The sequence below is a fragment of the Streptomyces sp. NPDC050164 genome (assembly GCF_044459945.1).
Lineage (GTDB): Bacteria > Actinomycetota > Actinomycetes > Streptomycetales > Streptomycetaceae > Streptomyces > Streptomyces coeruleorubidus_A.
On sequence record NZ_JBITJK010000049.1, the window covers coordinates 1 to 20,936 of the forward strand.

The following is a 20,936-nucleotide window of genomic DNA, read 5'->3' on the forward strand; positions in this document are numbered from 1 at the left end:
GACGTCGAACACCTCTCTCAACGGCACCGGAGCCTCGTGCGTTGCGGGAGGCCACCCCGTCACCCGACCGGTGGCCACTCTGAAAACGCTCACTGCCAGTTCGGGATGCGCGCGCGTGGGGTTGGCCAAGAGCAGGCGAGATCAGCGATGATGCGTCGGCAGGCACGGTCTTCCACTCGCGCCCCATGACGGCGCCCAAGCCCTGCTGCACCGACCGGTGACGGTGCAGCCGTCGGCTGGCAGGCGTGACCTTGTCCCGATCTGCTGCGGATTTCGAGGACGGAACATCACATGGATGTCACCACTCTGCGCGGCGTCGTCGCGGATTACGGCAGTCCCGTCTACGTCTACGAACTGACCGATATCGACGCTGCCCAGGCCGCGCTGCGATCCTCCCTACCCGCGCCGAGCACGTTGTACTACTCACTGAAGGCCAATCCCCATCCGGTGCTCGCCGCTCGGCTCCACAGGGCCGGCTGCCGGGCAGAGATCAGCTCGACGGGCGAGCTCACCGCCGCCTTGGAAGCCGGGTTCCGGGGAGTGGACTGCCTCTACACAGGCCCCGGCAAGACCGTGGACGAGGTGGCCAGGGCACTGACGGCGGGAGTCCGGAGATTCTCCGTGGAATCGCGAGAGGACTACCTCCGAGTGGCCCGCACCGCTCGGAGGTGCGGTGTCCTGGCCGACTGCCTGGTCCGGCTGAACAGTGGCCATACCCATGGCGCGAGCAGCCTGCGCATGACCGGCCGCGCCTCTCAGTTCGGGGTCGAGTCCGCGGCAGTCCTGGAGGCACCGGAGCGGTGGGCGCCGCTGCCGGGAGCCCGGATCGCAGGCGTCCACTTCTTTCCGCTGAGCAACGCGCGCAGCAGCGACGACCTGATTGCTGAACTGCTGGCCGGCGTCAGGCTGGCCGCACGGTTGCGAGACGAGGCCGGTATCCCGTTGGAGGTCGTCGATCTGGGGGGCGGATTCGCCGCACCGTACGCCAAACCAGGGGAACTGCCGGAGTACCAGGCGGTGCGAACGGCGCTCGAGCCTGTTCTCGATGAGTGGATGCCCGGCTGGCGGGCGGGCCGGCCCGAAGTCGCTTTCGAGTCGGGCCGCTATCTCGTGGGTACCAGCGGTCAACTGGTGTGCACGGTCGCCGACGTGAAGAGCAGCGGTGAGCGCACCTTCGTGATCCTGGACTCCGGTATCCACCACCTGGGCGGGCTGGCCGGCCTCGGCCGGCTCATGCCGATAACAGCCGTGCCGTTGCCTCTGTGTTCCGGCGACGACCGCGCCTCCCGCCCGGAGGGGAGCCAGGGCCGAGGGGCACTGGCAGGACCGTTGTGCACCCCAGCCGATCTCTGGGCACGCGATACTGACGTGACGTCTCTTGCCGCGGGCGACGTGGTTACCGTGCCCAACGTCGGTGCATACGGGCTGACCGCCAGTCTGATCGCTTTTCTCGGCCGCCCGACGGCTGCAGAGGTTGCCCTGGACAGCGGCCGCGTCGTGAACGCCTCCCGGCTCGAACTACGACGCAAGCCCCTCACCGTGCACCGCCCCGACGGGCCTCTTGGCGCCGGGGCCGAGGGGTGACACCCTGGCCTCTCTACTTCCTCCCTCGCCCATCCGACACACACGTCGACTCCTCAACTGCCCTTGGCCCGGCCGCGGAGGCGACTGCTGCCGTGGAGGCGGGGCTGCCGCTTATGGCCGCTTATCCGGCCCCCAGGCATGGGCGATGCTCTGTCAGCCGAGGCGACTCTCTGCACTGCCTCGGTCCCGGCTGAACCCGGCGGGAATGCCAACTTCTTACAGCAATGTCGGGCCAGTACGTGCGGTTTCCCTCTTCACCATGCAGGCCCCCGAGGAACTGGAGACATCGGGAACGACCTGGTCTACGGGCCGGAAGTAGATCAACATAGTGATCTGCCCCCGTTGGACAGGTTGGGCATGCACCGCACCGAGGGCATCGGACTTCATCTGGCAAGGGAACTGCTGGCTCCCATGACGCCGCTGGGCATTGTCCCTGCTGAACGGTGTGGTGCGAATCGTCTTAGACACACGGAAGTCGAGGCAACCGCCCAACACGTCGTCCCCCGACGGCAGACAAGCACGACAGCCATGCCGAGGACCGTCAGAAAGGCGGAAACGCATGTCGCACACCGGTTGGCCGGAGCAGTTCGAAAAGATCCTCCGCAACAACCTCACGGAGTTGGAGCCCGGCACGGAAATCCGGCCCGACAGCGTGCTCAACCAACTGGGCTTGGATTCCATGGGTACGGTCGCACTCCTGATGGATCTGGAAGAGACCTTCGACGTCACCATCCCAGACGAGCACCTGGCAACCCTGTTGACATCCGGCAGCGTGAGGGAGTTGTGGTCGCTGGTCAATGACCTGCGTGCCTGACCCTCACGGAGCGGCCCGCATTCCTTCGCTCGGCCAAGCGAGATGAGGTTTCCACCCTGTGGCTACTCAAGATGTCCCCATCACCGACGTGCGAGGCACGACGGTCCGACTGCTGCATCATCTGCTGGACCAGGCGGCGGAAAGCCATGGAGAGGCCGCGGCACTGCGTGACACGGCCGGCGTCTGGACCTACGCGGAACTCGCCGCGGCATCGCAGGCGGCTGCAAACTGGCTGAGAGCGCAAGGGGTGAGGCCAGGACACCGGGTCGTAGTAGGAGCGTTTCCGCAGCGGCATGTCGTGGCTCTGCTCTACGGCTGCTCGAGGCTGGGGGCGGCATTCGCTCCGGTAAGCCCCTACATGCCGGAATACCAACTCAACGCCGTCCTGGCCGATATCCGTCCGAGCCTCACCTTGTGCGACGCACAAGAAATCGTCGCCGCCGTCGCCTTCGCCGAACGAATGGCGGCGACGAGCGCACGCCCCGCAGCAACCACGCCTCCCGGCCCCGAGGGCTCCGCCGTCGAAGTCACCCCGCCCGTGCAAGGGTTTCCACGGCCCACGGACACAGCACTTCTTCTGCTGACGTCTGGCAGTACCGCCGTTCCGAAAGCCGTCATCTGCCCACACCGGCCGATCCTCTTCGCAACCGACGCCATCGCCCGCCGGTTGCGCTACCGGCCTGACGACGTCGTGTACTGCCGACTGCCGCTGTCCTTCGACTACGGGCTCTACCAGGTATTTCTCGCCGCTCAGGCATGCGCTGAACTGGTGCTGGCCGAGGCGTCCCCGGCTGCCGACGCGCGCTTGCTCAGCGCATTGCACACAGCCGGCGCCACGGTGGTACCGGTGGTGCCCTCGCTTGCCACCATGCTGGTCCGCCTCGCTCGTCGGCCCGGGCCCCGGCCCCCTGTCCGCCTGTTCACCAACACAGGTGAACATCTCTCCCAGCAGTTGGCCGATGAACTGCGAGCGTCTTTCCCAGGCGCCGGGCTGCACATGATGTACGGGACAACAGAGTGCAAGCGCGTCACGATTGCCGAACGCGATGCGGATGTGGAACATCCAGGCAGTGTGGGCAAGCCACTGGACGGCACGACGGTGCGCATTTCCGGCCCGGACGGCAGTCCGCTGCCACCCGGTCAGAGTGGGGAGATCACCGTGAGCGGCCCTCACCTCATGTCAGGCTATTGGGAGGCTCCCCAGCTGACGGCGCAGGTTTTCGGGAATGATCCGGAAACCGGTCAGCCTATGCTGTACACCGGCGATTTCGGGCACATGGACGCCTCCGGCCACTTGTACTTCGAGGGTCGGCGGGATCACATCTTCAAACAGCGTGGCGTCCGTACCTCAACCGTCGAAATCGAAGCGGCAGCGCAGACCCTTCCAGGCGTGATCTCGGCAGTGGTCCTGCCGCCCGGATCGACGGGCGAAGCGGTGCTGTGCGTCTTGGGCGAGGCACGGCAAGAGACGGTGCAACGCGGACTCCGGTCACTGGTTGGTCCCGCCAAGGTCCCGCCGGTGTGCCGTGTCTTCCGAGATTTCCCGCTCACCGCAAATGGAAAGATCGACCGGAATCGCCTGACCGTACTTGTCCGTGATGAGGACGACTACCGCTAGCACGTGCCGCTGACCTACCCGAAGTCGGCACAGTCCTCCGCGAGTGCGCGCAAGGGCGACGGAAGGGGTGCGCGGAGCCGCTGGACGAAGTCGGTTGTGAAGTCCAGCTGTCCCTGGCTCATCGCCACCGAGCCGGAGCAGTCGAGGCGCGCTCGCAGCACCTCCGGGAGGTCGTCCCCCTGCGCTGCCACCTCTGACAGGAAGACGGTCTGACCGCGGGTCAGCCCCAGGTCACAGGATACAGCCACCACACCCGGCTCGGTCGATACAAAACGCTCATCGACAGCGACGCCCACCGTGAGGGGATCATGCAGAAAACAGTGATCAGACCCAGTGAACCGGGAGTACGCTCTCAAGTAATCACGCATCAACTGCGCCGAAAGCCCGGTCATCGCGCCCGGACCCTTCTCCAAGTGGGCGAGATCCGCCGAGGTGAAAATGGCCTGATGCGTCGCGTCCAGCCCCACCATCGTATAAGTTATCCCGCTGGACAAAACGATATCGGCAGCATCCGGGTCTGCCCATATATTGAATTCCGCCACACTCGTCATGTTTCCTGGAACCATTGCGGCTCCACCCATGAATACGAGGTGACGAATTCGGCCGGCGAAAGCTGGATCGAGAACAAGCGCCGCAGCTATGTTTGTCAGCGGCCCTGTAGCCGCAACGGTCAATTCACCTTCGAACTGGCGACTGAGTCGGAGCATTGCCGACACCGCGTCTTCTGACGGCGTCGGCGCCTTCGAGTCCGAAAGAACCATCTGACCCAGCCCAGTCGGACCATGGAAGGAGGACCGAACTTTCACGCGACTGATCGGCCGTCCGGCACCTTGGAATACCGGTACGTCGTCATCAATCCCGAAGGCCGACGCCAGCGCGCGTGCATTGCGAAAGGTGCATTCCACCGGAAGATTTCCACCGACAGCAGTGTAGGCCTTGAGTTCACATTCCTGGCGCGTGAGCAGATAATGCAGTGCAACTGCATCGTCGAGACCAGGGTCGCTGTCCAGCAAGATCGGCGTCCGTCTCATCAGAACCCCTTTTCGAGCCAAGATCCGCATCATCCGGATGAGAAGATCCAGCAGTTGATTTCAAGGGTCTCGCCGTCAGGCTCTCCCGGGCCGGGAGTCCGGCGCGAACGTCGGTGAGCGCAGCAGAACCGTCTCCACGGCCCACGGGCCGAGCTCCAGTTGCAGCCTTCCTCCGTCGACCTGCAGTCGCTCCACCGGCTCCTCGGTCAGCATGACGCGCCAGCACTCAGCGCCCTCGGGAACCCCGGCGAGGCTGGTCGGGCCCCCGGAACCCGACCAGTCCACAATGCGGCAGATCAGGCCGTCGCCCGAGTCGGCCCACTTGACCGCGGTGAGCAGCCCTGGGCCGGTCGTGTCGAGTGTGGGAAGCCGGCGGTGTGTTCCCGGCACGGTGTCATGTTCCGCTGCCACGCTCGGCCTCCGGACCACGGGGCGACGTGCCAGTTGCTCGGCCAGCAGGGGGAGTTCGGCCTCACGCCAGGTGCCGGCGTGCGGGAGGAGCGAGTAGCCAAAGACGTGTCTGCCCACGTCGGCGTCGCGGACCGGGTCGTAGGAACCGCGTACCAGCGACACCCGGACGCGGGGCCCGAGCGCGTCGTAACCGTGTCGGTCACCGGCGATGATCGCGATGCCGTGGGATCCGTCGGAAACATCCACCCAGCGCTGCATCGGGAACTCCTGGCCGTTCGCGGGATGGTCGACGACACCGGCAGCGGCGGCCGCGTGTACCGTCGCTCTCGGCAGGTCGGGGGCACAGGCGACCTTCAGGGAAGCGACACCGTGGTCATTGCCGGAGGGCTCCTGCCAGTCGACGGCCAGCCTGACGTCAATGCGCGGAAGATCACGGTAGACCGTCATGTCCTGCACGATCGTCGTGGCGCCCACGGTGTGTTCAGTGCGCAGGACGACTCGCAACGGCCCTTGTTCCAGCCAGGACGTCCGGCCGGTGTGGATCAGGCTCTCCTCCGAGAAGACCTCGTGAAGGTGCCAGGCAGACATGGCGTGGGGCCGCTCCCGAATGATCTGGAGCACGTTGAGTCCGAGTTCGGGGCGCGCCGTGTTCGAGAATGTGGTCCTGCGCTTCGTCCCGTAGGACACCAGCTCCCGGTTGCCGTCCCGCATGACCAAGGACACCAGCGATCCGCTGTCTCCGCGCATCAGCAGCGAGAAGTACTGATTGCGTACGGCGAAATACTCCTTGCGGTTCTCCTCTCCTACGAATACCTCTGTCGATCCTTGCTCGCTCCACTCCAGGGGCATCGGCTGGGCTTCGACCTCGGTCATCCCACCGTCTTCAAGACGGTATTCCGTGACGCTCCATGGGGCGAGCTGTGCCAGGAAGCCGATCCCGTCCTCGCTCCGCTGTACGGGGTGGCGCCGACCCGCCGGGGAGGCCACCACGTCAGCCCCCCTGCCCCCGCCCGTCTGCGCATCGTCGATGACCACCCACTCGTGCCGGGCCCAAGGGGCCGGGTTGACCACCGTCACGTCTGCGTCCGTGCTCCCGGTCAGCTGCCGGGTAACACCGTCCCTGATCTCCCCTACGGCTCGTTGCCAGGCCTCAAAATCCGCGGCCAGCCGTTCATAGACGCTACGCACCGCGGTCCCCGCGGCGGTGTCGTGGTTCTGCCAGAACTGCAGGCACCGCCACGCTTCGGCCAGGGCGTCGCGTCGGTCAACACCTGCCATGCACGTCAGCGCCTCCACTTCCTGCAGTGCCGTTTCCGCCTGGTGGATGACCTGCTTGGCGACGACCTGAGTGGTGTAGGTCGCCTCGAAGATGGTGGGCGGCCGTCCTGAGAACGAGGGCAATTCCTGGTGAGCGAGGGTGCCGACGAATTCTTGCAAGGTGGAGTAGCGGACCGGTGGAAGCCCTTGGTCAACCGTCCATCCGGCTAGCCGCCTCAGCGCTTCCTGCACTTCCTCTCCGGAGTGTCCGTCGATGTCGAAGAAGAGCAGACCCGTTTCCAGCCCGGAACGCCGAGCCTGCACTGCCGCTTCGGCGATCCGGCTGGCGAGCAGTTCGCCATCGTAGGCGTCCGTCACCACGCCGATGACTTCGGATCCGTCCGGCCCGGTCCAGCGGTACGCGGGTCCTCCGTGCTCCGGCAGCGGATGACACCGGGTGTGGAAGTACGCCGTGCATCCGGCTCCGGTCAGCAACGCGGGCAGGCCGACCGGATGTCCGAAGGTGTCGGCGGACACACATACGCGGGGCCGGGTTCCGAGCACCCGCTCACTGAACCGCTGTCCCGCAGTGAGCTGACGGACGATGGACTCCGTGTTCGGCACATTCATGTCGAGCTCGACCCACGTCGTGGTGACCGGTTCCCACCTACCTGCGTCGACCAGGTCCCGGATCAACGCCAGAAGTGCCGGTTCCTCCTGGCGGAGCATGTCGTAGACGGCTGACTGGCTCAAGCTGAACCGCAGCTCGGGGTTGGCAGCCAGGAGTTCCGCGGCGCGGGCGCACACCGCTTTGGCGGCACGCTTGGCCTGCTCCCAGTTCCACAACCATTCGACGTCCAGGTGGGCGTGTCCGATGAGGTGCACGGTCGGCAGCCTCGCTGCCCCCTCCGTGCGCTCGTCCGGCGGCAGCAGAGCCGTGATGAGGTCCGGCAGTGTGTCCGCTGTGGCCCGGAAGGCGTCCTCAATACGCTGGTCGAGCATGCTGAGGAGCGCATCGCGGGACTGGGGACGGCACTCCGATGCGAGCAGGAGACGGGCCCATTCCCCATCGCCCTCGTGCCATCGCTCCCGCAGCCCAGGGGTGGAGAAGGAAAGCCGGAAGCCGTAGGCCACCAGGTCGTCCGGCACATCGATGGTGAGCGTCAGGTCGTGCTCCGAGCCGGGCGTCAACTCCGGCACGACGGTGGCGAAGACCTTCCCGCGGATGATCGGCGCGTCCACGCACCTTACCGTCTCTCGCCCATCGCATGTCAGCCGGAACGGAAAGCGGCTGAAGACGTGACACTGCATCGGCTCACCGGCCAAGGAGATCCGGCCGACCTTCTCCGGGACGAGGAGCCGTGACTCCATCCGGACCGTCTCGCCCGGAGGCAGGTCTGGACCGATGAAGTGACCGGCCGTTGTCTGCACCACCGTTCTGCCCTGTCCGGGTCCGAGCGTGACTCTCCAGCGCTGCGGCGGGAAGCCGTATTTGGTCCGGTTGAGCATGTCGCGCAATTGGTGGAGCCGCTCGTTGAGCGGTGCGCTTCCCGGGTAGCCGTCCGTCGGCATGTGGCCCCTTCGCATGTCACGTTTCTGTTTGGCAAGAAGGCATTCAGTGCGGCAGGAACGGGGACCGGACGTGTGCCGGTCCGGCGCAGGTGTCGTGGCGTCGTGACGAGCCGACCGATCCCGATCGCCAGTCGGGCGCTGTGCCGCACGACCTGTTCAGTAGCATCGGCAAGGCCCCATACCTGCTGCTGCGATCGCTGAACGGACGTCACGGGTTTCCGGGACATGCGAGGAAAGGGGTCGTTCGCGGAGGGATGCCGACTGCGGCCCGAGCCGGCGCAGCCCCGGGTGGACTTGGTTCGGCGTCAGATCGCACCACTCGGATGTCTCAGCAGGCGGGCCGAGACGTACGGTCTCGTACATCCGGAATGATTGCAATCGGACAGGCTCGTCTTGGATTCAGCCCATCAGCGGGTGATGGCAGAAGCCGCACGGCTCACCTGCTCCACGGTCCGTCATGCAACGACCGGCGGAGCGGTGCAGCGCTCTCGGCATTCCTTCTCGGGCAGGCCTGCTAACCCCACCGCAGCCCATCGATGATTCTCCTCCCTGTGCCGTTTGAGGCCCCAAGGAGCAGACGGGCCTTCTCATTCACGGATCCCCGGCTGAGTCATTGTGGACCCAGGCAACGCATGCGATCACGCTCTGTTCCATGGCCGAGGGTCAACAGCGGCGCACTCCAGTCGATCAGTAGCCCAGGATCCCCCTCTTGAAAGGATGTGGTGGTTTCCGAAAGTTTCGGGCACTTGCGAGCTGTTGCCATTGAGACACCGCCCGATGTGCGATTGCCATGGGCCCGGCATCGGGTGCAGGACATGCCCGGGTCAGGATTTTCGTCGGGACGTGACCGCTCTACCCAGCACGGAGGTGCAGCGTTAATGAACGGCCCCCCACGGCCCTCCAGGGATACAAACCCATTACCCCCCACTTCGGTTCACATCAAGAGCTTGATCATCAATGAAGACATCCGGGCCACGGGAGTGGACAAAGATCACGTGCGAGGCCTGGCCGATTGTGACGTGGAATGGCCACCGATCCTCGTACAAAAGGGCACCATGCGGGTCATCGACGGCATGCACAGGCTTCGGGCGGCCGAGATGCGGGGAAACTGCGAAATTCAGGTGCAGTTTCTGGACGTGGATGACGAGCACGCCTATCTGCAGGGCGTCGCCGCGAATGTCACTCACGGTCTTCCGTTGTCTCTGTCCGACCGCAAGGCCGCGGCCCTGCGGATCATGCGGATGCGTCCGGAATGGTCCGATCGCGCCATCGGACGTGCCTGCGGGATCTCGGGCAAGACGGTCGGCTCGCTGCGCGACCGGGAGAAGGGCGATGCCGAACCGGCCGCACGGAGGATCGGCAGGGATGGGCGCTCGCGCCCCGTGGACAACGCCGCCGGACGCCGTATCGCCCAGGAACTCCTCGCCGCCAGGCCCGACTCTTCGTTGCGCAAGATCGCCCAGGAAGCGTGCGTTTCGCCCGGCACCGTGCGAAGGGTGCGCGATGCCATGGTCGAGAGGGAGTCTGCCGGCGCCGGTCCGGCGGACGCCGACATACATCCCCGCACAACGATGGTGCGCAGGGTGCCGTCACCAGCCGGCCGACGCTCGGCTCCGCTCCTCTCCGAGGTCAATGCGAACGCGATCCTGGAGAACCTCCGGCAGGATCCCTCTCTCAGATACCGGGCCGAGGGACGTCGCTTGCTGCGGCTGTTGCATCAGAGGCCGGCTCTTGCACTGGGGCCGGGGACCATTGAGGCCATCCCGGAGCACTGGTTGCCGGCCATCTCGGTATTGGCTCGCATCTGTGCACAGGAGTGGGTCAGCCTCGCGGAAGCCGTTGAGGCACCGCGCCCCACCGCACCCGATGTGGCGGTTGGTGAACGGGCTTCCGGCTGACGCGCTGATCGGGTGTGCAACTGAGGATTCTCCTCAGTTGCACACCCGATCAGCGCGTCAGCGACGCGGGAGTGCCCTCGGGCGGAGGGACACGCAGAGGGTAGGTCCCGGTGAAGCAGCCGACGCAGTGGCCGCCTCCGCCGCATGCTTCGAGCATCGCATCGATCGACAGGTAGCCAAGGCTGTCCGCACCCACCAGATCGGCGACTTCCCGCACAGGTCGCCGATGGGCCACCAGGCGCGTGGTCGGCGGCATGTCCGCGCCGAAGAAGCAGGGCCAGCGTACGGGTGGGATGCGATCCGCAGGTGGACTTCGGCGGCTCCCGCACCGCGGATCAGGTCCACCACCTCGTGGGCGGAGTTGGCGCGGACCAACGAGTCGTCGACGAGTGCCACCCCGCTTCCCGGAGACCAGTGCGGGGAGAACCCCGAACTTCAGCCGCACCGCGGTGCGGCGGTCGGCGGTGCGGGGACTCAGGAACGTACGCCCCTTCCACGCGAGGCAGCACCGAGCGCAGTGCCTCTCCCGGCCCCGCCCGGATGGCCGGCCAGCGCGGCAACCAGCATGGCGGTGTCGCCGGGGCCCTCTCGGGGCCCGCTGCTCCTGCGGGCACCATCGGCGATACGCAGCAGGTGGCCGTTGTGGGCCAGGGCGAACTCCGCGCCGCCTCCGGTCCGTCCGGCCAGGGGCTGAATGGTGTCCGCGGTCGCATCGCCGGCCGTGGAGTACCGGACATGTCCCAGCGCCACGTTGCCTGGAGGAAGCACCAGCCGAAGGCCGTCGAGCACCTGAGGCACGAGGCCCGGTCCACAGCGGCGAGCCAGGGCCCCGGAGCCGCCGACGACGATGCCGGCGGACTCCTGGCCCCGATGCTGGAGGGCGATCAGCCCATGGCAGGCGACAGTCGCGAGGCAACCAGCCGGCCCTTCAGGGCGATCAGCCCGCATCTCTCCTCCACGGAATCCATCACCTGGGCCCTCCCGTCAGGTCAACGAGGGGTGCGGACGGCTCACGGTCGTCCGCGCGTGCGGCATTGAGCTACTGCGCGAGTTCAATGGCGGCTGTCGGGCACTCGTCCACAGCCCGCCGCACGGACTCGGCCTGCAGGCGGGACACCTCCTCACTGCGCAGGACCACACGCCCTTCGTTCGAGTCTTGTCCGAAGACCTCTGGTGCGGTCGCGGCGCAGTTCCCCGAGCCGCAACAGCGATCGCGAAATACCTGGACTCGCATGATCCACCTCTCTGCCCGGCCGGGACCGGCTGAGCACATCAGGAGCTCCTGGGCGCGGCTTCCGAAACGTCGCGCATACGGCGGACCGGTGAGAAGGCCACCAGGATGAGCGGTACCGGCATCAACAACGTCGCGGTCAGGAGGGTGGCGTGAACGCCGATGCGGCTTCCCAGGAAGCCGGCAAGGAGCGCGGCCAACGGGGTGACTCCGATGATCAACATGTTCAGCGCCGCGTTCGTCCGCCCACGCAATGTGTCGGGCACAGCCACCTGTCGCAGGGTGCCGAAGCAGATGTTGGCCCCGACGAGGCCGAGCAACGCGATGAACCAGAGCACGGTGAGACCGGCCACCACGAACAGTTCCGGACCGCGGACGAATGCCACGCACAGCAAGGCCGCCCGCAGGGCCACCATGAAGCCGAAGAACGCGGCTCCGAATCCGAACCGGTCGACCAGACGCGGTACGAGCAGGCTGCCGACCACGCCGCCGACGCTCCCCGCGCCGAAGATCACTCCGATCCAGCCACCGCTCAGGTGCAGATCCCGCGTGGCGTACAGGACGAAGAGCGTCAGGACGATCTGCGTGAGGAAGTTGGAGACCGCTGCGTTCACCGTCTGGGCGCGCAGGTAGCGATTGGCGAACAGCGCGGACAGGCCCTCGCGCATCTCCAGGCGGATCTGCCGCGGGCCCGGCTTCGGCGAGGGCGCGCGCGGTGCTTCGGGGCGGCGGATGAGCGCCACGCTCACCGCGGAGCACAGGTAGGAGATGGCGTCCGCCGCGACCACGAACGGGATCCTCATCACCGTCACGGCCACGCCGGCGACACCCTTGCCGGCCAGGCCGATCACATTGCGGGTGAGTTCCATTCGGCTGTTGGCGGTGACAAGCAGTGACCCCGGTACCAGGTGCGGCAGATAGGACATGTACGCGACGTCGAACACCATCGTGAGGACTCCCAGCGTGAACACGCAGGCGTACATGGCCTCCATGCTGAGGGCGTCGACGAGCGCGAGCAGGGGGATGAGTCCGACCACAACACCGCGCCCGATGTCGGAGAGGACGAGCAAGCGACGTCGGCTCACCCGGTCGACGAGTACTCCGATGAACAGCGACAGCGGCAGCACCGGCAGGCTCTGCGCGAAGTTCAGCAGGCCGACCTGCATCGCGGTGGCATTGAGAGTGACCACCGCTACCAAGGGCAACGCCACACTCGAAACGCTGCTGCCCAAGGTGGAGATGGACTGTCCCAGCCATAGCCGCAGAAAGTCGTGCTGGGTACGGAGCGTCTCAGGTGCCGGCGGCGGAGGGCTGTTCTGTGTCTGATCCGTCGTCATCGGGGTGTCTGTCGCTTCACCAGCCGCACGGGCAGGTTCTTCAGACCCTGCTGGAAATGGGACGCCATGTGCGTCGGTTCCCCCGCCTTCTCGAAGCGCAGCCCCCGGTCGAGGATCGTGTCCAGCAACACGCTCATCTCGAGTCGCGCGACATGGGTCCCCGCGCAGTAGTGGGCACCGTTGCCGAAACTGAGGTGCCGGTTGGGGTGCCGAGTCAGGATGAGCCGATGCGGCTCTTCGAAGACCGTCTCGTCGCGGTTGGCCGAATACAGCCAAGCGCTGACTCGATCGCCCTGGGTGATCGGAACTCCGGCGATCTCCGTATCGATCAGCGCGACCCGAGCGAGGTTCAGCGTGGGCGTGGTCCATCGAAGGATCTCGTCCACCGCCGTCGGCATGATCTGCGGTTCGCGCACGAGATGCTCGAACTCGCCGGGATGGTCCATCAACGCGAGCACACCGCCACCCATGGCGTTGCGGTCGGCCTGGAAACCGCCGAGAGTCAGGGCGAAACAGTTGACCGCGATCTCCTCGTCGGTCAACCGCCGGTCGCCGACCTCGCTCTGCGCCACCTTGCTCACGAGGTCGTCCTCCGGTTGCTTACGGCGCCGGGCGACCAGTTCGGTGAGATAGGCGAGGAGTGTGAGGTTGGCCGTCGAGGAACCCTTCCTGCTCGCCGTCGGAGCCACCAGATTCAGTTCCTTCATACCGTGCGAGGCGTGGGCCAGATCGAGCACGTGGCCCCAGTCCTGCTCCGGCACGCCCATCAGACCGCACGAGACAGCGAGGGGAAGGCGTTCCGCCACCTCCGCCATGAAGTCGAAGGGGTCCCCGGTGGCCACTTCGTCGATGATGCCCCTGACGATGGTGCTCACCATGGGACGGACGTTCTCGACCATCCTCGGTGTCAGGCAGGCACTGAACGGCGAGCGGAGCTTCGTGTGGACGGGCGGGTCCGTGGTGAACGTCATCAGGCCCGCAGTCGGGTCGCGACGTGCACGCGTGGGCAGGATGTTCCCGTACTCGGAACTGAAGATCTCCGGATGCCGCAGCATCCACACGACATCGTCGTAGCGGGAGACCACCCAGAATCCGATGCCGCCGTCCGGTGCCGCATACCAATGCACGGGCGCCTCACGCCGCAGTAGCGCGAAGCCCTCGAGCGCCCGAGGGCTGGTGAAGAGGGTGGTATCCATAAGATCGATATCTTTGACTTCCATCGCAGACACTCCAATCAGTCATGGCGATGAGGGATCCTGCTGCTTATCTCTGTCTCTGTCATCCCTTTCAGGTCCGGTGTTCCGCACCGCATCCACCTGAATTCTCCACGGTGGTACGAGGGTGCGCCCAGGATTGTCTGCACAGCAGGCCGGAAGCATCAACCACGTTCCACATAGTTCGCGTTGACCGAATGATGTGACGCGGCAACGATGTCCTCAGCAATCTCCTCACCCACCTTTTCGGGAGTAGGTTCATGTTCGATACAACCTCCACCGAGAGCTATCTCGTGGTGTGCAACCACGAAGAGCAGTACTCGATCTGGTGGAACGACCGCCCGCTGCCCGCAGGTTGGCGAGCAGCGGGAAAGACCGGCACCCGCGAAGAGTGTCTGGCCTATATCGATGCCGTATGGACCGACATGCGACCGCTCAGTCTCCGGCGCTGGATGGAAGAAAACCCTGACCACTGATCGACGACTTGACCTGGCGGACGGGACGATGATGCGAAGCACTCAGACGACCGGTGGACCTGGAATGCTGCTGACGCCCGTCTTCTCGTGGGCAATCAGCCTGACCGGTCCTTTGGACCTGGAGGCCCTGTGCACCGTGGTACACGAAACGGTCCGGTCTCGCGTAGTCGGGCCTTTTGAACCACCGCGCGTCCAAGACCTGTCACGGCTGAACCCCGCCGAGCAGGAGAACGCGATCAGCGACGCCTGTCAGCGCATCACGGCCGAGTTCGCCGCCGACGCGCTCGGCCGAGCACGCACTGCCGTCCACCGGCTGGCTCCCGAGCACCACATCGTGCTCATCGCGACGGCCGGGGCCGACGCGCACAGCACGTCGTCGCCCGACGCTTTGGTGGGCGAGCTCTCACAGCGCTACCGCAAACAGGGCTCATACACGGCGGCGGAACGTCCTGTGCTTCCGCCCGCTGTTGCTTCGAGCCTCGACGACCGGACGACCCGTTGGCTCGATGGGCTGCGCGGCGCCGAACGACTGGATCTTCCGGTCGACCGGCCCGGCGGACCCCCGGAATGCGTCGGCAATGGGGTGGTGGCACGCAGCCTCGCCCCGGATCTTGCCCCTCTGCTGGCCAGGCGCGCGGCTCTGGCGGGTGTCGCGGCATCGCACCTCGTGCAGGCGGCGTTCGCTTCCTGGCTGCATCGACACAGCGGCCAGCGTGACCTGGCGTTCGGCGTACTGCAGGAGACTCCAACTACCGGGCGGGACGGGGAGCGCGGCGGCGTTGTGCCGGTCCGTCTCACTGTGGACCCCCGTATGACGGTCACGGCCCTCGCCGAGCGGTGCCGCAGCGCTGTCGAAGCAGAGTCGGCCCACGCGCTGCCCGTCGATCGTCCGTTGCCGTCACCGGGTGACGATGCCGGTGATTCCGTGGGGGCACCGCTCCGCGCCATCGTCACGGTCGCCAGGGCCCCGCACGCCCACGAACTGGCTCCAGGCGTGTACCTGCAGTCGCTGATACCGCCTCATCACGACTTCGGCACCGATCTCGCCCTCACCGTAGAGCTCGCCGACGATTCGGCTCCTTCTCACGAGAGCACCGGCTGCCTGGCGCTGGTCCATCGGGCCGGACTTCTGGACCGCCCCGGCGCCGCACGTCTGCTCGACCGGTTCGAGCAACTGCTGCGGCAGTCGCTCACCGCTCCCCGGACACGGATCGGGGATCTGAGTCTTGTCACTCCACCGGAGTCGGAGCTCATCGCCCGCACCAGTCGTGGCCCCGTCCGCCCCTTCACGCCGTCGACGATTCCCGAGCGGTTCAGGGCACAGGTGGAGCGCCACCCCGGCCGCCCGGCGGTTTCCGACGACCAGGGCGGTGCGCTGACCTACGCGGAACTCGACCGACGTACCGACGCCCTCGCGGCGCTCCTCGTGGAACGGGGCGTACGTCCTGAAAGGCGGTGTGCGGTCCTGCTGGACCGCGGTGTCGAGGCGGTCGTCGCGCTTCTGGCCACGGTCAAGGCAGGAGGCGCGTACGTACCGGTCGATCCCGCCACGCCCGTCGACAGGATGAGCGCGCTGTTCGACGACGCGACTGTCGACGTCGTGCTGACCAGCACCGGGCTCGCTCCTCGGCTTCCCGACCCGGCGCCCCGAGTCCTCCTGCTCGACGAGCTGCCCGCCGAGACACCCGGCTCCCCCGCTCCGGCGGTGCCTCTCGTGCCGGGCCACCTCGCCTACGTCATCTACACATCGGGCAGTACCGGCAGGCCCAAGGGTGTGTTGGTCGATCACGGGTCCGTGACCCACTTCGTGGACATGATCCAGGAGTTCTTCGCGCTGTCGGAGCAGGACCGGATCGCTCAGTGCGCCGCACTCTGGTTCGACGTATCCGTCTTCGAGATCTTTGGGGCACTGCTCACCGGCGCCAGCGTGCACGTCGCCGGCGACGCGACCAAGTTGACCCCACTCGCGCTGCACACGATGCTGCGCGACCATCGCGTCACCGCGCTGATGACCACACCCAGCCTCCTGGAGGCCCTGCGGCCCGAAGACCTGCCCGACCTTCGAGTGATGTCGATCGGCGGCGAGCCGTTCACGGCAGAACTCACCAACCGCTGGGCGCCCGGACGGCTCTTCGTCAACGGCTACGGCCCTGCGGAGGCAACCGTGGAGGTCGTCGCCAAGGTGTGCACCGGGACGTCGCGCTCCGCGCCACCGATCGGCAGGCCGCTCGCCAATCATCATGCGCATGTGCTCGACGAGCGAATGCGTCCCGTTCCGATCGGAGTCGTGGGCGAGCTGTACGTGGGGGGCCCGGGAGTGGCGCGCGGCTATCTGGCCCGGCCGGGCCTGACAGCGAGCATGTTCCTCCCGGATCCCGAGGGGAATACACCAGGCGGGCGCCTCTATCGCACGGGGGACCTCGTACGCCGGCTCCCGAACGGCGACCTCCTGTACGCGGGGCGTGTCGACCGTCAAGTGAAGATCCGCGGCATGCGGGTCGAGCTCGGCGAGGTCGAGCAGGCGCTGTCGCGGCATCCCGACGTCGTGAAGGCCACCGCGGTCGCGTCCAGGAACGACAGTGGAGACACCGGCCTGGTGGGTTACGTGGTGGCGGCCAACGGAGCCACGGCCGACGACGTCAAGGCGGCCGCGGCAGCTTGGGTGCCGCCGTACATGGTGCCGGGCGAGATCTTCCTCGTCGATGCCATCCCCACCACCACCAGTGGGAAGGTCGACGTCCTGGCCCTGTCCGCGATGGCGGAGCGCCCCCCGGTGCAGTTGTCCGCGCCGCCCCGTGAACTGACGCGGTTCCAGCTGGCGGTGGGCGAGATCGTTCGGGAGATTCTCGGTGCGGAGTCCGTCAGTGTGGACGACGACCTCTTCGCGCTCGGCGGCAACAGTCTCCAGGTGTTGCGTGTGCTGTCGCGGGTACACACGGAGTTCGGCGTCCTGCTGACGCCGCAGGAGTTCTTCGAGGACCCGACGACCAGAGGCATCGCGGCGGCGATTGATGCCGAGTTCGCCGATGCGTGACCGAACGGCCGCCGCGGCCCAGCGGGTCGCGGCCGGCCCGCTCTCCTTCCAGCAGCGCCAGATCTGGCTGGCGGATCAGAGCGCACGGGCATCCGGGCTCTACAACGAATCGTGCGCGCTCCGATTGCGTGGACCGCTGCGACTGAACCTCCTCGAACACGTGGTTGGGATTCTGGTCCAGCGGCATGAGGCCCTTCGGACCACGTTTCCGCTGGAGGGCGGTGAACCCGTACAGGTGATCTGGGCACCGCGGGCCATAAAGCTGAGCGAGACCGTCGTGGATCTTTCGCAACCGCCCGGTGAGGTGCGGATGGACGAGTTGCTGTCGCTCACGCAGCGGCACGTCGAAGCTCCGTACGACCTGGAGCACGGCCCGTTGCTGCGCTGTTCGGTGTTCCGGCTGGGCGTGGACGATCATCTGCTGCTTCTCGGTGTGCACCACATCGCCTGCGACGGCTCGTCCCTGCGGCTGCTGATCCACGAACTCATCGGTCTTTACGCGGAGTTGCGCGAAACCGCCACCGTGTCGGACCGGCCAGCGCCGGCGGGCTATCTGGACTTCGCACGCACCCAGCATGACGCGGCGGGTCAAGGGGCCTGGGACGCTGAACTCGGCGAGGTGGTGGACACGCTCGCCGGCGCGCCCACCGCCCTCGAGCTTGTGACGGATCGACCACGGCCGGCGGTCAAACTCCACCAGGGCCGTCGGGACGCTTTCGAGGTCGGCCGCGGTACCCAGGAAGCACTCACCCGGCTGTCGTCCGCAGCCGGCAACAGTCGCCTCGCCGCGCTCACCGCCGCTTTCGCCGCGTTGGTCTACCGCTACACCGGCCGCACCGACCTCGTCATCGGCACCGGCACCGACCCACGGCCGGCCCGATTCGCCGACACCGTGGGGGCCTTCGCCAACATCGTGCCGCTGCGGCTGAACCCGACCGGCCGCACCGTCGTCCGCGAGCTCGTCGACCATGCGTGTGACGCGGTGTTCGACGCCCTCGACCATGCGGAGATTCCGTTCGAGAAAGTCGTGGAAGCCCTCAAGCCCGCGCGGGATCCGAGCCACCCTCAGTTGGTGCAGCTGATCTGTACGATCTGGGATCGCGACTACTCCCGGACGACGTTCGCGGACCTCCACGCGTCCCTGGTCGAAATCCCCCGTAGCCGCGCGCGCTTCGATCTGTTGGTCGAGCATGTCTTCGACGAGGACGCCTGGACGATGTGCGTGGAGTACGACACCGCACTGTTCGAGCCCCCGATTGTGGAGCAGGTCGTACGGCATTACACGCGGATCATCGAAGCGGCCGCGCACAACCTCGACGCGCCCATCCTCTCGCTGCCCATGCTGGATCCCTCCGAGGAAGGTGCGGCAAAGGCAGCCCCGCGGTCGGTGTTCGACCTGGATGGCAACGTACTTCCCGTGGGGTGTGTCGGAGAACTCCACGAGCTCACACGAGGAACCGACGGAGTCGCCGTGCCTTCAGGGACCGGTGCTTCGGCGCGGCGGACAACGGACGGAGACGTCGAGACGCTGGGCCTTCTGGCGCGGCGTGCCAAGCTGGGTCATCTCGATGTCCAGCTCGAATACCTGGAGACCGTCCTGCGCGGCCACCCGGCGGTCCGCGATGCCACGATCGTCCTGAAGGAAGGCGTTGAGAAGGGTCCGGTGGCATACGTACTGCCGGAGAGGGCGGCCCAGGTCGATGGTGCACGCCGACTGCGGGAGTACCTCGCAGCCCGGCTGCCGCGTTCCTGGATACCTGCCGTCGTCATGTCGGCAGACGCGTCTCCCGCCTCGCCCCATTCCCCCTCCGGCGCAGCACTCTCACCGGGCACCGCTGGAACCGTTCAGACAACCGCTCGCACCGCACTGGAGAGCGTGCTTCACGACGCGTGGTCGCTTCACCTGCCCGCTGAACGGATCGCCCCGGACGACGACTTCTTCGCCCTGGGCGGGCATTCCATGCTGGCATCGCAACTCGCGCAGGAGGTCGGCCGACAGCTCGGTGTCGCGGTGGGCGTTCGTGATGTTTTCACCTGTCCGACGATCCATGAACTGGCCACTGAACTCGTCCGCCGGCATCCGCATCTGGCCACCGGCCCCGTGCCCGGTTCCGCCGCCGCACCGGGCGTCGGCACGCCGGTCGAGCGGTCTCCGGTCTCCATGGCCCAACTCCAGATCTGGATCAATGAGCAGCTGACGCTCGGCGCAGCAGACGATTTCAACAGCGCTTTCGCGCACCGGATCCGCGGACCGCTCGATGTGGCGGCGCTGCGAGACGCTTTCCAGCTGACTGTCGAGAGCCAGCCGAGTCTGCGGACGTGGTTCCAAGTGAAGGACGGGACACCCGAGCAGTGCTTCGCGGATGGCGCGCGCGTGGACCTGCCTCTTGTCCTGCTCGACCAGCTCCCCGTGGAGGACCGCCTCGCCGAAGCACTGCGCATTGTCCGCGAAGCTTCCAGGGAACGGTTCGACATCGGCAGGTCGCCTCTGCTGAGAACATTGCTCGTTCGGCTGGCCGAAGAAGACCACATCCTGGCCTATACCATGCACCACCTCGTCACCGACGGGGTGTCGATGGGCGTCTTCCACCGTGCTGTGAACGAGGGGTACGCCGCGGCAATCCAAGGCCGGGCGCCGAACCTGCCGAAACCGGGTGTGCACTACGCCGATTACGTGTCGCGGGAGCGTGACTGGCTGGCCGGCCAAGGCCCCGAGGCCAAGGCGTACTGGGTGGAGAACCTCGCCGGCCTGAGCGAGCTGTCCCTGCCGACCGAGGCCAGAGCGGGACGAACGAGTCCTGCCGTCCGCTCCTGTACGGCGGTGGTTCCCCAAGCGATTGGTCAGCGACTCGCCCGTCTGGCCCGGGACCGCCGTGCCACACCCTTCATGACGGTGACCGCGGGGCTGGCGGTCGTACTCCAGCGGTGGAGCGGCCAGCGGGACCTCGTGGTCGGAACGCTGGTGGACAACCGTCCGTTCAGCGGGTTGCAGGATGTGATGGGGTGCTTCGCCAACTTCGTACCGCTGCGCATGACGTATGAACCCGATCTCACCTTCGGGGAACTGGTATCACGGGTGCGCGAGGTGATGCTCGGCGCATACGAGCACCAGCAGCTGCCGTTCAGTGAGATTGTCCAGGCCGTCCGCGCGCCGCGCAGTTTCACCCGCATGCCGTTGTTCCAGACGACCGTGCAGTGGGTCAGCCCGAACCAGTTGGCACTGTCCCTCCCCGGTTGTGCGGTGAGGCCGGTGTCCGTCACAGCCGGCGTGAGCCGTTACGAGTTGACGCTCTTCGTGACAGGACATCCCCACGGGCTCACCCTGGATCTCGAGTACGCGGTGGATCTCTGGGACGCAGCGACGATCGGCTCCCGCATCGCGCAGCTCGTCGCAGTTCTCGACGCAGGCACCGAGGCGCCGGGGGTCCGGCTCCGTGATCTGCCGGAGTGACACCGCGA

12 protein-coding genes are annotated in these 20,936 nt (G+C 66.6%); 7 read left to right on the forward strand and 5 right to left on the reverse strand.

Going from position 1 to position 20,936, the window contains the following annotated elements:
* The first annotated feature begins 291 nt into the window (after nucleotides 1-291).
* From ACIBNA_RS39490 to ACIBNA_RS39500, 3 genes are all read left to right on the forward strand, one after another.
* Nucleotides 292-1,584 carry a type III PLP-dependent enzyme gene (locus ACIBNA_RS39490; protein ID WP_399170095.1) on the forward strand — a complete coding sequence of 431 codons (1,293 nt, stop codon included), beginning with the start codon at nucleotides 292-294 and terminating at the stop codon, nucleotides 1,582-1,584.
* Between the two features lie 559 nt (nucleotides 1,585-2,143).
* Complete coding sequence (locus ACIBNA_RS39495; RefSeq protein ID WP_399170096.1) at nucleotides 2,144-2,398, forward strand: phosphopantetheine-binding protein; 255 nt, start codon at nucleotides 2,144-2,146, stop codon at nucleotides 2,396-2,398.
* A 58-nt stretch (nucleotides 2,399-2,456) separates the two neighbouring features.
* Complete coding sequence (locus ACIBNA_RS39500) at nucleotides 2,457-4,016, forward strand: AMP-binding protein (protein ID WP_399170097.1); 1,560 nt, start codon at nucleotides 2,457-2,459, stop codon at nucleotides 4,014-4,016.
* Nucleotides 4,017-4,030: 14 nt separating this feature from the next.
* Here ACIBNA_RS39500 and ACIBNA_RS39505 read toward each other — a convergent pair whose 3' ends face one another.
* Together ACIBNA_RS39505 and ACIBNA_RS39510 are read right to left on the reverse strand one after the other, a co-directional pair.
* A complete protein-coding gene (locus ACIBNA_RS39505; protein WP_399170098.1) occupies nucleotides 4,031-5,047 on the reverse strand; it encodes a nucleoside hydrolase in 1,017 nt (338 codons plus the stop codon).
* Between the two features lie 75 nt (nucleotides 5,048-5,122).
* Entirely contained in the window at nucleotides 5,123-7,957 is a 2,835-nt protein-coding gene (locus ACIBNA_RS39510; RefSeq protein WP_399170099.1) for a glycoside hydrolase family 38 C-terminal domain-containing protein, read from the reverse strand.
* Nucleotides 7,958-9,234: 1,277 nt separating this feature from the next.
* Between ACIBNA_RS39510 and ACIBNA_RS39515 the strand changes: the two genes are divergently transcribed.
* A complete protein-coding gene (locus ACIBNA_RS39515) occupies nucleotides 9,235-10,185 on the forward strand; it encodes a ParB N-terminal domain-containing protein (RefSeq protein WP_399170101.1) in 951 nt (316 codons plus the stop codon).
* 1,039 nt (nucleotides 10,186-11,224) lie between these two features.
* Here ACIBNA_RS39515 and ACIBNA_RS39520 read toward each other — a convergent pair.
* The 3 genes from ACIBNA_RS39520 to ACIBNA_RS39530 are packed head-to-tail and all read right to left on the reverse strand — an operon-like array spanning nucleotide 11,225 to nucleotide 13,973.
* A complete protein-coding gene (locus ACIBNA_RS39520) occupies nucleotides 11,225-11,458 on the reverse strand; it encodes a ferredoxin (RefSeq protein WP_399170103.1) in 234 nt (77 codons plus the stop codon).
* Nucleotides 11,458-12,753, reverse strand: a complete 1,296-nt coding sequence (locus ACIBNA_RS39525) for an MFS transporter (RefSeq protein WP_399170104.1) — start codon at nucleotides 12,751-12,753, stop codon at nucleotides 11,458-11,460. The genes ACIBNA_RS39520 and ACIBNA_RS39525 overlap by 1 nt, the downstream gene beginning before the upstream one ends.
* Entirely contained in the window at nucleotides 12,750-13,973 is a 1,224-nt protein-coding gene (locus ACIBNA_RS39530) for a cytochrome P450 (protein ID WP_399170143.1), read from the reverse strand. The genes ACIBNA_RS39525 and ACIBNA_RS39530 overlap by 4 nt, the downstream gene beginning before the upstream one ends.
* A 254-nt stretch (nucleotides 13,974-14,227) precedes the next feature.
* Between ACIBNA_RS39530 and ACIBNA_RS39535 the strand changes: the two genes are divergently transcribed.
* The 3 genes from ACIBNA_RS39535 (at nucleotide 14,228) to ACIBNA_RS39545 (ending at nucleotide 20,928) form a co-directional block, all read left to right on the forward strand.
* Nucleotides 14,228-14,443, forward strand: coding sequence for an MbtH family protein (locus ACIBNA_RS39535; protein ID WP_399170105.1), 216 nt, complete (start codon nucleotides 14,228-14,230; stop codon nucleotides 14,441-14,443).
* Between the two features lie 64 nt (nucleotides 14,444-14,507).
* Nucleotides 14,508-17,477, forward strand: coding sequence for an amino acid adenylation domain-containing protein (locus ACIBNA_RS39540; RefSeq protein WP_399170106.1), 2,970 nt, complete (start codon nucleotides 14,508-14,510; stop codon nucleotides 17,475-17,477).
* Complete coding sequence (locus ACIBNA_RS39545; RefSeq protein ID WP_399170107.1) at nucleotides 17,470-20,928, forward strand: condensation domain-containing protein; 3,459 nt, start codon at nucleotides 17,470-17,472, stop codon at nucleotides 20,926-20,928. The genes ACIBNA_RS39540 and ACIBNA_RS39545 overlap by 8 nt, the downstream gene beginning before the upstream one ends.
* The last annotated feature ends 8 nt before the right edge of the window (nucleotides 20,929-20,936 follow it).